General features: G+C 51.1%; 11 protein-coding genes. 5 read left to right on the top strand and 6 right to left on the bottom strand.

Going from position 1 to position 13215, the window contains the following annotated elements; all coding sequences use genetic code 11:
* The first annotated feature begins 68 nt into the window (after positions 1-68).
* The 5 genes from GQS10_RS04695 to GQS10_RS04675 all read left to right on the top strand — a co-directional run bounded on the left by GQS10_RS04695 (position 69) and on the right by GQS10_RS04675 (position 4397).
* Positions 69-1367, top strand: coding sequence for a 2,3-diketo-5-methylthiopentyl-1-phosphate enolase (locus tag GQS10_RS04695; RefSeq protein WP_166239482.1), 1299 nt, complete (start codon positions 69-71; stop codon positions 1365-1367).
* The gene (locus GQS10_RS04690) at positions 1364-2080 is read left to right on the top strand and encodes a 2-hydroxy-3-keto-5-methylthiopentenyl-1-phosphate phosphatase (RefSeq protein ID WP_166239572.1); all 717 of its coding nucleotides are present in this window, start codon (positions 1364-1366) and stop codon (positions 2078-2080) included. Before GQS10_RS04695 ends, GQS10_RS04690 begins: the two co-directional genes overlap by 4 nt.
* Entirely contained in the window at positions 2061-2756 is a 696-nt protein-coding gene (gene mtnB / locus GQS10_RS04685) for a methylthioribulose 1-phosphate dehydratase (RefSeq protein WP_166239480.1), read from the top strand. The genes GQS10_RS04690 and mtnB overlap by 20 nt, the downstream gene beginning before the upstream one ends.
* Before the next feature lie 167 nt (positions 2757-2923).
* The gene (locus GQS10_RS04680; protein WP_166239478.1) at positions 2924-3439 is read left to right on the top strand and encodes a DinB family protein; all 516 of its coding nucleotides are present in this window, start codon (positions 2924-2926) and stop codon (positions 3437-3439) included.
* Between the two features lie 190 nt (positions 3440-3629).
* Positions 3630-4397: a class I SAM-dependent methyltransferase gene (locus GQS10_RS04675; RefSeq protein ID WP_166239476.1), complete on the top strand. Its 768-nt coding sequence runs from the start codon at positions 3630-3632 to the stop codon at positions 4395-4397.
* 151 nt (positions 4398-4548) lie between these two features.
* Here the strand turns inward: GQS10_RS04675 and GQS10_RS04670 are convergent, their stop codons facing one another.
* The 6 genes from GQS10_RS04670 to GQS10_RS04645 form a co-directional block, all read right to left on the bottom strand.
* Complete coding sequence (locus GQS10_RS04670; protein WP_243734951.1) at positions 4549-5358, bottom strand: VanW family protein; 810 nt, start codon at positions 5356-5358, stop codon at positions 4549-4551.
* 103 nt (positions 5359-5461) lie between these two features.
* Positions 5462-6493, bottom strand: a complete 1032-nt coding sequence (locus tag GQS10_RS04665; protein ID WP_166239472.1) for a LacI family DNA-binding transcriptional regulator — start codon at positions 6491-6493, stop codon at positions 5462-5464.
* Positions 6494-6633: 140 nt separating this feature from the next.
* Positions 6634-8226 carry an ABC transporter substrate-binding protein gene (locus tag GQS10_RS04660; protein WP_207952120.1) on the bottom strand — a complete coding sequence of 531 codons (1593 nt, stop codon included), beginning with the start codon at positions 8224-8226 and terminating at the stop codon, positions 6634-6636.
* Positions 8227-8322: 96 nt separating this feature from the next.
* On the bottom strand, positions 8323-9207 hold the full coding sequence (locus tag GQS10_RS04655; RefSeq protein ID WP_424991766.1) for a carbohydrate ABC transporter permease: 885 nt from the start codon (positions 9205-9207) through the stop codon (positions 8323-8325).
* Positions 9208-9253: 46 nt separating this feature from the next.
* Positions 9254-10222: an ABC transporter permease gene (locus tag GQS10_RS04650; RefSeq protein WP_166239470.1), complete on the bottom strand. Its 969-nt coding sequence runs from the start codon at positions 10220-10222 to the stop codon at positions 9254-9256.
* 29 nt (positions 10223-10251) lie between these two features.
* Positions 10252-13041, bottom strand: coding sequence for a beta-galactosidase (locus tag GQS10_RS04645; protein WP_166239468.1), 2790 nt, complete (start codon positions 13039-13041; stop codon positions 10252-10254).
* Between the last annotated feature and the right edge of the window lie 174 nt (positions 13042-13215).

Raw genomic sequence — 13215 nt, 5'->3', positions numbered from 1 at the left:
CGTCAATCGACGGCTCGGCCGCTGCTGTGTTGGCGACCTAGCACCAGTAACAGGAGGCTGTAATTATAATGAGTAACTATTGTGTTGCAACATACCGCCTATTCGATGACAAAGCGGACTTTCACAAAAAAGCAACCGGCATCGCTGTCGGCTTGACTGTAGGCAGCTGGACCGAGCTTCCGGAAGCGAAAAAAGCCGAGATGGAAAAGCATCTCGGCAAAGTGCTCTCCGTGAAGGAAGGTGTTTCCCCGGAGCTGGGCCGTTACGCGGATATTGAAATCGCCTATCCCGATGTGAATTTCAGCAGGGATATCCCGGCCCTGCTCGTAACTGTGTTCGGGAAGCTTTCTATGGACGGTAAAATTAAGCTGATCGACCTCCGCTTCTCCGATTCGTTCCTGCAGGCCATGCCCGGACCGAAGTTCGGTGCAGCCGGCGTCCGGGACTTGCTCGGCGTACACGACCGGCCGCTGTTAATGAGCATTTTTAAATCGGTAATCGGCTACGATATGGATGGCTTGCGCGAGCAGTTTTCCGGACAGGCACTCGGCGGCGTCGATCTGATCAAGGATGATGAAATCTTATTCGAAAATCCGCTGACTCCAATTGAACGTCGTGTTGAGGCATGCATGCAGGCAGCGCGTGAAGCGGAACGGATCACAGGTCAGAAGCTGCTGTACGCGGTGAATTTGACCGGCAAGACGTCAAAGCTGCGCGAGCAGGCTTTGAGGGCCATCGACGCCGGGGCGAACGCGTTTCTGTTTAATGTGCTCGCTTACGGATACGACGCCTTATCGGAGCTTGCGGCCGATCCGGACATCTCGGTGCCGATTATGGCGCATCCGGCCATGGCCGGAGCAATGTACCCGTCGCCAACCTACGGAATCGCTGCTCCGGTTCTGCTTGGCAAGCTGCTGAGACTGGCAGGCGCTGACCTCGTGCTCTTCCCTTCCCCGTACGGCTCCGTTGTCATGCCGCGGGAGGAAAACTTAGCGATTAAGCATGTACTGCTGACGGACCATCTCAAGGAAGACTATGCTGCTCCCGACATCTCGGCGGCAGGCTCAGCTGCTGCGGACCACTCTGCTGCGAACCTTCCGTCAGACTTCACCTTAAAAGCAAGTATGCCGGTCCCTTCCGCCGGCATCCACCCGGGCCTCGTTCCGCTCATTCTGCGTGACTTCGGCAGCGAGGTCATCGTGAACGCGGGGGGCGGCATTCACGGCCATCCGATGGGTACTGCGGCCGGGGGCAAAGCCTTCCGACAAGCGATTAACGCCGCCCAGCAGGGAATTTCATTGCGTGAGGCAGCTGCTAGGCAGCCTGAGCTGCAGGCGGCCATCGATGCTTGGGGCGTGAAGGAATGAGCGCCTCCGCTTGGACGCTGCAGGGCAAGCAGCCGGTCATATTTTGCGATTTTGACGGAACGATCACACTAAAAGATAATATCGTTGCGATTATGGAGCATTTTAACCCGCCGGGGTGGCAAGCTATTGTTAAACGTATCCTTTCCCGGGAGCTCAGCGTGCAGGAAGGGGTCGGCCAATTATTTCGCTTGCTCCCTTCGACGTTAAAAGACGACATTGCCCGCTACGTGCAGGATACGGCCGGAATTCGCGCCGGATTCTCCGAGCTGCTTACATACTGCCGCGAGCATGAAATTCCGTTCTACGTAACGAGCGGCGGCGTTGATTTTTTCCTTTACCCGCTGCTTGAGCCGTTTCAGATTCCTCACGATCATATTTACTGCAACGAGAGCGATTTTTCCGGCGAAACGATTGAAATTGTTTGGCCGCATACATGCGACGAACACTGCAGCAGCGATTGCGGCATGTGCAAGCCGAGAGTCATGCGCCGTTTCCCGCCGGACCAGCATGTGCGGTTCCTGATCGGTGACAGCCTGACGGATTTTGAAGCGGCGAAGCTGGCCGACCATATTTTTGCCCGTTCTCATCTTGCTGAGCGCTGCCGGGAGTTAGGATATGAGTATACCGCTTATGAAACGTTCTTCGACGTTATCAGCGGGCTACAACAACGGTTAGAAAGGAACGAAGTCTCTCATGATTCCAATCACGCTTGAAATGAAGCAGCGCGTCTTCAACGAGCTTTGTGAAGCAAAAACGATTTTTGCTGGCCGCGGCTGGTTCCCCGCCACGAGCGGAAACCTGTCGATCCGGATCGGCGACTTTATTCCAGAGCAATTCAACTTTGCAATTACGGCCAGCGGCAAGGACAAATCGGTAAATACGCCTGAGGATTATTTGCTTGTGAACCAGGATGGTCAGCCGATTGAAGCAACCCACCTCCGCCCTTCCGCAGAAACGCTGATCCATTGCGAAATTTATAAGAAAACGGGCTGCGGCGCCATTTTCCATGTACATACGGTATTTAACAATATTGTGTCGGAGCTGTTTTGGGAGCGCGGCTCAGTGCCGGTCGAGGGTGTTGAACTGATTAAAGCGTTTAACATTTGGGAAGAGGATGCGGTGATCGACATTCCTCTTCTACCGAACTATGCGGAAATTCCGCGCATCGCCGAGCTTGTCCCCGGAAAGCTGGACCCGCGGGTGCCTGGCATTTTACTGCGCAAGCACGGCATTTATGCTTGGGGAGCGAACGCGTTTGAAGCGAAGCGTCATTTGGAGGCGTTTGAATTTTTATTCGAATACGTGTACCGGATGGAACAGCTAAAGCCGAAAACGGCGGCCAAACCGAAAAGCAAATCGACAACTACGAAGAAACCGATCATTAAATAATACGAACCACCTCAAGGCCTTCGATACCGAGGGCCTTTTTCCATGGGGAAATTCTCCCTACTTTATTCGAATTTTTTACGTCATTGCATTAGAATGCTGACACACAGCTGTCAATGCCGCCCTGTATACTTTGAATAGTAAATCCGATATTCGAAGGAGATGTTCCTATGCCAAGTCCCGTAACGATGTATGAGTACCATGCTTGGGCAAATCAAACCCTGCTCGGCCGGATCAGGGAGCTTCCTGCGGACGTTTATACCCAAGAGGTGAAGAGCATCTTCCCCACCGTCGCTACCGTGATCTCTCATATGTATGCAACTGATTCGACTTGGTTAGAGATCATGGAAGGCGTACCGATGCCGGAGGCTTTGGTTCACGGCCGCAGTCTTGAGGAGGAAGCCGGGCGTCTGAGCCTTCAAGAGCTCACCGAGCGATTCAACCATCTATCCAAACGGTATCAAGACTTCTTCCGCCGGGAGACGGACTTGGAGCGCTTGCTCCTGTTAGATAACCCCTACACATTTGTCAGAGAAACCAGCCTGGCCGAGATAGTGCAGCAGGTCGTAAATCATGGAACCTATCACAGAGGGAATGTTTCAGCGATGCTGCGTCAGATGGGTCATGCCTCGACGATGACAGAATACGCCTTATTCTGGTATACAAGCGAACCCGCTGTACGGTAAACCGGCAAGGAGCATTTGCTGCCAAGCATCTGCTCCTTTCTTTGTTCCGATTATACTCAACATAACCAGCTAATAGATAATACCTATTACCTGAATCATTTTTATATATTTCTATTCTTTATGCTCTTGTGCAACAATGTCCATAGGAAGGAAATGGATACCTAAACCAACAGATTGGAGCTGCTGTCCTATGAAACCCGCTCAAACCTGGAAACCCGCGCATTATGATGAGAAGCTTGGATTTGTTTCCGCTTATGGCAAAGAGGTCGTTCAGCTGCTCGATGCGAAAGCCGGAGAAGCGATTTTGGATGTCGGCTGCGGTACAGGGGATTTAGCTCACGAGATCGCGCAAAACGGAGCTGTTGTTACCGGTGTGGATCAATCCCCTGAAATGATTAAGAAGGCCCGCTCTAAATATGCAACGACTCCGTTCCATGTCATGGACGCGCATCATTTGGATTTTCATGAAACGTTCGACGCTGTATTTTCCAACGCCGCGCTCCATTGGATGAAACAGCCCGAGCTCGTGATTGAAGGGGTTTGGAACAGCCTTAAGAGCGGCGGTCGGTATGTCGCTGAGTTCGGCGGAAAAGGAAATGTGGAAACGGTTGTGTCAGCCATCGTGCAGGTATTATCGGATGATTACGGAATTGAGGCCACACAGCGTAATCCTTGGTATTTTCCCAGTATCGGAGAATACAGTACACTGCTTGAAAAGAAAGGGTTCCGGGTTGTATACGCCGTGCATTTTGACCGGCCAAGTCCGATGGAGGATGGCGAGGAAGGAATCTATCATTGGTTAAAAGGGTATGCCGATTGCTTCTTTTTAGGCCTGTCCGATCACGAAAAACAAGCCGCTTACGAGCGCATCGCCCAAAAGACGAAAAACCGTCTTTTTCAAGACGGCGTGTGGAACATCGATTATAAACGCTTGCGCATTGCGGCCGTAAAACCTTAGAGCAGCTCCTTGCCCCTCAACGCGACAAGCTTCTATACTTGCTCGAATCTAGCGTATTATCGGTGAAAGCCTTGCAGCAGCACTCTATTCATCCTTCGTCCCTTTGGAAACGATTACTGATGTAAAAACAACGTCCTTGCGTCCGTCCATTTCACCGATCGCCGCCTGCCTCGAGCAACGGGGAATACATCGTTAAGGCGTGATTTTCCGTAACATACTCCTCATCGATACACTCGCCATCCCGATTCAGCACCCGGCGATAAATTGTGTTATGGCGCACATACCCGCCCCAGTACTCTTGGGTGAAGCGATGATCCTTTTCAAACACCTCATAACGGTACAGCGGGCGAGTGGCTGCGCGCCATTCTCCGATCAGCTGGTCATCCGACAAATACACATGCAGCTGATAAGGCTCTGACGTATCGTTGCGAATTTGCAAATCCAAGTAATTATAAGCACAGGTCGCTCCGCTTCCAAAAGGCTGGGTCCGGTTTGAATCCGGAAACACGTCGTAGCTGTGGCGGTGGCGCTCCGTCACCGTAAGCGGGGTATGCAGAGTAATCCAGTACAATAAATTGGAAAGCTGGCACAGCCCCCCGCCAATACCGGGCTTAAACGTACCGTAAAACAGCACCATCCCCTCTACATACCCTTTTCTTCGATTCGGCTTCCCAATCGTTTTCCAATACGAAAATGTTTCTCCCGGCTGCAGCAGAAGACCGTTAAGCTGCTTAAGCGCGATCCGAAGATTAATCACTTTATTGTGCTGATACCACATCTCTACGTCCTTTAGCTTGCGAAGCGTCGGCGTTTGATGGCTTGCTGCTACGTAAGGCAGCCAATCCTCGGAGTACGTGCGAGCAAACGTGCCGCGCCTTTTCATCCACTGAACATATCGCTTCCATGTAAAATACAGCTTCCCTGCGGCTAGTCGTATTTTTGAACGTTTGATCGGTTTCAAGCCGGCTCCCCCCGCCTTCTCGTCTTCCATTTCTCATTTAACGAAGCACGCTTTCAAAAGGTTGCAGTGGAACCGCCGGCACAGTCTTCCAGCTGGGCGTCAGCTACCTTTTTCGATACGGTGCGGTGCTTTGCCGAACGACAAGCTGCGGCTGCAGCGCCGTTATTTTTTTGATTTTTTCGCCGTGAATCATTTGGTGCAGAAGCTGAACGGACTGCCTTCCAAGCTCGTACGTCTGCTGTGTAACCGTCGTTAATTCGGGAATCAACGTCGTAGATAACGGGGTATCATCGTACCCTACAATCGACATTTCCCCAGGAATAGTGAGGCCATGCTCGATCGCCGCTTTAACGGCGCCCACCGCATTGAAATCGTTCACACAAAATACCGCGCTAGGCCGTTCATGACCCTGCAGCAGCCTTGTCATCAGCTCTTTGCCGCTCTTAACCGAAAAATCTTGATGCAAAATCCATTCCTCGCGAATCCGAAGACGGTTCTCCAACATTTTCTTCTTAAAGGCCTTTACTTTATGAATGGTTGGCGTCATATAATCGACCCCGCCGATAAAGGCAATCTCTTGATGCCCCAATTCAATCAGATGCTGCACGGCCATTTCCGCACCTGCTGCTTCATCAGCCATCACGCGGTGAAGACCGCTCTTGGGAAGGCTGCCGTTTATAAGAATCATAGGGATTTGCTGCGACAGCTCGACCACCTCGTTCACCATCTCAGGGCTGCAGCGGGATAAATTAATTCTCCCCCCGAGAAAAAGAATGCCGTCCACCCGTTTTTCCTTTAACACGGAAAGGTAGTCGGATTCCCTACGATAATCGCCCCCTGAGTTGCACAAAAAAATGGTGTAGCCGTTGGCCCTGGCCTCATTCTCCGCTCCCTTAAACACCTCAGGAAAAAACGGATTCGTTATATCCGGCAAAATCATTCCGATCATCCCGGTAGCTTTGCTGATCAAGCTTCTTGCAAGCGCGTTCGGCTGAAACTGATACTTTTTAATAACGGCATTCACTTTTTCCCGCGTACTATGCTTAACCGGTGCAGTGTCGTTGAGCACTCTCGAGACCGTCGCCACAGAAACATTCGCTTCTTTTGCAATATCGTATACGGTAATCGTTTTCATTGGACTATCCTCTCAGCATCCATCGTTCGTCAAATATAACAATAAGTGCTTAAGAAAAAAATGTAAATAACAAGGATGAAGGCAAGCCAGATCCGCAATGAGGACCTGCTCACCTTCATGTGAACTGCTATGAATAAGGACTATTTCTCCATAAATTTCTTATATTCGTCCATTTGCCGCTGAAGCTCGGCAAGTACTTTATCATAGCCTGCGGTCTTCAGCTTCTGGCGGAATTGTTCCACAGCTTGAACAGGGTCCCCCGCTTTGCCATACGAAATCGCTGCTCCCATCTCTCCCGTTACTTGGGAAATCGCCGTAATTTCTGCCTCAACCGGGGTTTTGTCAAAGACGAATTGGCCGTACGGATACGGCTTCTTGTACTTGTCGTACTCCGCATAATAGGTTTCTTCAATTTGATCCCAAGTGGTTGCGCTGGGGATTTCGAATTTATCAACGCGTCCGCCCCAGAAGTTCGAATAATAGTTGTCTCTTGTCTGGTCATAGCCTTCCGGACGCACGCGTTTTCCGTCCTTGATTTCGTAATGTACACCCTCAATGCCGTAGTTGAGCAGGCGATAAATTTCCTCGTCGTTGCGCAGCAAGTCGTATGCCATTAATGCGCGCTCCGGGTTTTTGCTGTGTGCGCCGACCGACGTGCCCCCATGCGTAATCGTAAGCTCCAGCAGATTTTGCCGCGTTCTCGAAAACGGGAACATTTGCAGCTCAGAGCCCGGCTGCTGTGTATCCATTTCTACGCGCAATCCAGAGAATGTTTGCGTATGATGCTGATCAAGACCGGATAGCCCCGCCTTCAGCGAAGCACGATTGTCGTTTTTATTGTTCAGCACGTCCTCACGCCAGAAGCCCCGATCCCCCCAGTCCTTCATCATTTTCGCAAAATCAACGAACGTTTCCTCAAACACTGGGCTAACGACGGTATACCGTTCATCGTAAGATTTCGTAAAGTAAATCGGCATATAACCGGTGGAGATCGGCAGTCCTAGCGCGTCCGTATGGGAAGTCGCCCAGCCGTCCCATAGGCCGGTCGCTCCTGTTGCGTCCCATGGAATGACCTCCGCCTTATGATCCTTTATCCATTGAAGATAGTTTCCGATGCCCTCGAAGCTATCGATCGGTTCCGTAATCCCCGCTTCCTTGGCCCAATCCCCTCGGTAGAAAAAGCCATGATTCACCCATTGGGTGTAGCTGTTTTCCGGAATGAGGACAATCTTTCCGTTATATTTGCTTTCAGCCCAATGCTCCGGCGGGATCTCCGACCAAGTTTTCGGTGCATATTTAGGCAGTAAGTCGTCAAGGCTCATGAAAGCCCCTCTCTGCGCGTTCCCCCAGGTATCCAGCCAGTCTGTGCCGACCGTAATTAAATCAATCGGCTCGCCGGATGCGAGCAGCAGGTTGTATTTGGTCTGCCAATCGGCCCACTCAACCCACTTCCACTCCAGCTTGACGTTAATTTTCTCCTTCATCTTTTCATTGATTTTCTGCAAAACCTTCTCAAACTGGCCATTCGTCGGTTTATTGCCAAGGACGACATAGCTGATCGTTACGAATTTGGAGGTATCAGCGCCGGCCTCTCCATTGCCTTTCGCTTCCTCCTTAGAGCCTCCCGGGTTCGAGCTGCCTCCGCCCTCATTTCCTCCGCCGGTGCAAGCCGTAAGACTAAATGCGAATACGAACGCCAGCAGCAAAACAAACAGCTTTTTTATCTTCACCATACTTCTTCCTCCCTTTATCTCAATGGCCAAGCTTTGTAAACGCTTACTACAATCGGTGGAAGCTCCCCTTATTCCGCTTTAACCTTGAAACCAGCTTCAGCCTTTCACCGCTCCAACCGTAATCCCCTTAATAAAGAACCGCTGCACAAACGGGTAAAACAAAATAACCGGCCCCGTTGCCACGACCGCCGTCGCCATTTTCATCGATTCGAGCGGCACGTCGCGCAGTTCAACATTAGAGGCGGCAGCCGAATTTCGAATAAAGTCGGCACTGGTAATGACGTTATACAGAAACAGCTGAAGCGGCCGGTATTTCATATCCGCCGAGAGAAACAGCATGGCATGATACCATTCATTCCAATACCCCAGCGCGATAAATAAACCGATCGTGGCGAGCGCCGGAGTCGACATCGGCAAAATCAGCCGGATGAATATCGTGAAGTCGCCTGCACCGTCCATTTTCGCCGATTCCGTAATGGCATGAGGGATTGATTTGATAAAGGCCCTCATCATAATAATGAGAAACGGGCTCATCAGTCCCGGAAGCAGCACTGCCAAATAATTGTCCTTCAAGCCCAAATATTGCGTCATCAGCAGATAGAACGGGACAAGACCGCCTGAAAACAAGGTCGTAAAGTAGATGAAAAAGGAAATTCCATTACGATATTGGAAGTCAGGACGCTGCAGCACATACCCGGTCATTGCGACGAGAAACAAGCCAACCGCTGTTCCGACAACAGTGATCCCCATCGTTACGAGGTATGACCCCACAATGAGATCCGGATTTTCAAACACGATTTTGTAGGCGAACGTGCTGAATTCCCGCGGCCAAAAATTGAAGCCGTGTTTTTTTATCGACATTTCCGACGTAAAAGACGTTCCAAGCACGAGCAAGAAAGGCAGAAGGCAGCACAGCGCAAAGACGGAAATAAAAACATAACCGAACAGCTTGATCAGTGTTCCGCTAAGGTCTGTGCGAATGCTGCTGTATGATTTCTCTTCTTGGATATCCACGCAGCGTTCCCCCTTAGAACAGCGAGTTTTCCGGCGAGAGCCTTCTTACCAGCCAGTTCGCGGTAATGACAACAAAAAAACCGAAAACCGACTGGTATAAGCTGACCGCACTGCCGATCGAGAAATTGAAGTTATTCATAAGCGAACGAAAGACATAGGTTTCAATAATATCCGTTGTTGCGTAAAGACTTGTATTATTGGCCCCGACCAGATTGTAAAATAAGCCGAAGTTCCCTTTAAGAATTCCTCCGAGCGAAAACAACAGCAAAATAATGAACGTCGGCTTAAGCCAAGGCAGTACGATGTAGCGAATGCGTTGGAATGCATTGGCGCCGTCGATTTCCGAAGCCTCCACAATCTCGTTATCCAATCCCATAATGGCCGCAAAATAAACAATGGAACCGTACCCCGTTGACTGCCACAAATAAGTGAGCACAATGATAAACGGCCAAATGTCCGGATTCGAGTACGTCTTCATCTTTTCAAAGCCAAAGGCTTGAAGCATTCCGTTCAGCAGCCCGTACTCATAGTTCAGAATATTGTAGGCGATCAGCCCGATCAGCACGGCAGAAATAAAGTGCGGCAAAAACATGAAGGTCTGGGCTATTTTTTTGAACCATTTTCTCCGAAGCTCGTTAAGCAGCACGGCAACTAAAATTTGCAGCACGTTCCCAAGCACAATAAAGGCTAAATTGTAAGCGATCGTATTGATGGTAAGACGCCACAGGTCCCCGTTCATGACGAGGAATCTAAAGTTATCGAACCCCACAAACGGGCTGCGAAAAATGCCGTCCGAGTAATTGTATTTAATGAACGCAAGATAGAGCCCCGGCATCGGCAGGTACGCAAATACGATAAAAAATACGATCGCCGGAAGAGACATGAGGAGCAGCGTTCTGTTATTCCAAAATTTCCGGAATCGAGACGCCCTGCTGGGCACCGTCTTTCTATGCGGTACCGTCGGTTCAGTGGTCGGATGCATATGAAACTCTCCTTTTCGAAAAATTGCAGCTACACGGGTAAGAACGAGAGGCCCTCCAACCTGCAGTCCCCCTCCCCCTGCACGGCTTCCAGTAAGATGGCGAGTTTATTTTGCCTTTCCTTGAACCAAGGTCCGGGCAAATAAAAGGAATCCGCACTTCCCCCAGTGATTCTCGGGCGTTCTGGGCTGCCGGGCAGCCAAAGGCGTCCAACCAGCTGTTCATTGAACAGTACCGACAGCTTTAGGTTGGCCCCCGCTGCTTTTACTCTCCATCCCTTCCCTTCATTGCTGTCCTGGAGCTCTCCCAGCAGCCAAGCCATATCTCCTCGCTTTAACTCCATCGGAAGCTTCACCGGTAAAGCGTTGGGGATGGAACCCGCGTGTGCCCACAGCTGTTCCTCTTGGCACGAAGAAAGTGTCCAATCCGTTACAGCTGTTCCTTCGAACAGCATCACCTTCCCCGCCGCCGCTCCAGGCGACTTCTTCACATATAACGTGATGTGCACCCTCTCCCCCGGCCGAACGAATGGCGTAATGACAGCGAATGGATTTGACGGATCAATCCTTCCCGCTTCCTTTCCATTGACCATCAGGGCTGCTTCCGCCTGTATTCCTTTGAAATGGAGAATCCAAGAGTCCGCATTTCGTGAAGCCGTAAAGCTTTGATGGTAGTATTCGTTCGCTGGACGATCCGACGACAGCCATCCCCCGAAGCTTACGACCGGCCACATAGGATCTTCCGTTGTCACGGCTGTAAAATCCTCAGGATGCGTAGGGCCGCCCGAAGATTGTACACGCCAATTTTGCGATAATTCCTTGATGCTGTTCACCGAGACAAGGCCTCCAATCCCTTTCAAAGCATGGAGCCGCAGTCCCGGAAGCCGCAGATCGTCAAAATTGGTATGTCCCCAAATTTCAGCTCGAACGGTTAATGTTTCTGCGCTATTATTCTCTTCCAGCGGGATGTAGCAGCTGCTTCCGCCCGGTGCGACAGTCGTCACGTACTCGTTGCCCGAGTACAAGGAAATGACATCGCTTGCCTCTTGCATAAAAATCCCTAAACGGCCCGAGTTTGCCGACTCGTCGACCACTGCCTCATACCATGCAAAGCCTCGGTAAATGCTGAAGTGTTCCAAATGGTCGACTTTCCCCGCAACCGTTACGCGATCGACAGCCATGGATTGCTCCGGCGGAACGCTGCCTAATGACCATTGGATGGAAGCATCTACAGCTTCCGTACGGTAATTTTTCTTCTGCTCGAACCGGACAGTGCCGTCATCTTGAACTTCCTCCAGCATTAAAGCCGCAGAGCGGTTCATCGTAATCAGTTTTAACCGGCGGCCACCGGACAGCTGCAATGTGCAGGCTGCGGTTTCGTTCGCATGGAACGTCAATGTCACCGTATCGTTTTGCTCTTGCACGGATATATGGGTCGTATCCAGTACGGAAGGCTGTGGCAGCCGTAAAGAGATTTCACCCTCATGATCCGTGTGAAATAAGAGAGTCGTTAGCGCTTCCTCCCTTTTCACGAGAAACAGCTCCGCCGTCGCATAGAGGAGTGTTCCTTCTATGCCCCAACACTCCATAGGAACATCACAGGGCAATGCTACGGAACGCCCCCGTTCAAGCTGAAGCGAAGTGAGCTGTGGAACTTGGGAGCGGCCGCATTGAATCCTCACTTCCTCCGCCTGCTCACCTACGTTTGAAAGGAAGAGCAGCTCGCCGCCGTCTTTTAAACGCAGGGCGTTAGATACAATTTGTCTGCCGCTGGCTGCCGCGGCGCTGACAACGAATTCCTTCCCTGAAGGCTCCGCTTCGGTTAGGGAAGGGCCGTACGTTTCGATGAGTCGCCGCAGCATTTTTCCCTCGTATGCTTCCGGGCGCACGTGACCTTCCGGTGAAATCATGCCGCCGAAGTCATAATCCGAGGTCATAAAGGAAAGCGGCTCGCCCCAATTATTCGTGCCGTTCGTAAATCCAAAATCCGTCCCCGATACTTGCAGGTACGGACCGAGCAGCTTTACGCCGCAGGAGAGCAGCCGCCTCAGCAGAAAGTGGGAACGATTCGTCTCCGTAACGAGGAGCGGCAGTCCCATGCTTGCAAGAAGCTCTTGATAGTGGATCACCTTTTCCTCGAAGCTTGGGTCCAGGTCGTTCGGATAGAAATTACACGTCGGCACAACCCCTTCGGCCAATCCTGAAGCCTCCCGCAATCCGCCCTGCCCGGCGCAAGCGATGAGCGGAACCGTGATCCCATGCGATGCCGCCATATCCCGCAAAGAGGAGATATACCCATTCGGGTCGCTGCATCCATAGAAGTCCAGCTCGTTCTCAAGCTGCACGCAGATCACGGTGCCTCCTGCACCAACTTGATACCTGCGAAGTACAGGAAGAATCCGGTCAAACCATTTGGACACATAGTTCAAAAATACCGGATTATGATCGCGCAGCTTGATCCCTTCGATTACGTTCAGGTAAGCAGGGAGCGCTCCCCCATCCCATTCCGAGCAAATATAAGGCCCCGGTCTGGCAACTACCCATAGACCGGACTCCGCCGCCTCTTGGAGGAAGGCTTCAACGTCTTTCTCTCCGCTGAAATCCCACTGGCCCTCCTTCGGCTCATGGTAATTCCATGGGAAATAGACGTCGATGCAGTTATAGCCGAATTGCTTTAACTGCTCCATTCTTTCACGCCAAAGAGCTTGTGGAATTCGAAAGTAAAAAAGCGATGCGCATAGCAAAATGTCCGAGCTTCCTAAAATTTCAATTGCGTTCGAAGACAGCTGGATGGGCTGCAGCGTCTCAGTGTTTGCTTTCATGCGTTTCCTCCGTTCGTTTGAAATCAGATGAAACGGGTTTCATGAAACCCATTTCACAAAGTGGAGTTGTTCTTGCTTCCTGTTCTTTTTTACTAGCTTGCTCTTCTTGCCTTGCTCTTCTTGCTGATGGCACTGTTGTTGCGGTTGGCTGCTGCTGGATGTTTTTATAGCGGA

Source organism: Paenibacillus turpanensis (assembly GCF_011421635.1).
Lineage (GTDB): Bacteria > Bacillota > Bacilli > Paenibacillales > YIM-B00363 > Paenibacillus_AK > Paenibacillus_AK turpanensis.
The sequence above is the reverse complement of the archived record's forward strand: the minus strand, read 5'-3'. Positions and strand labels throughout refer to the sequence as shown.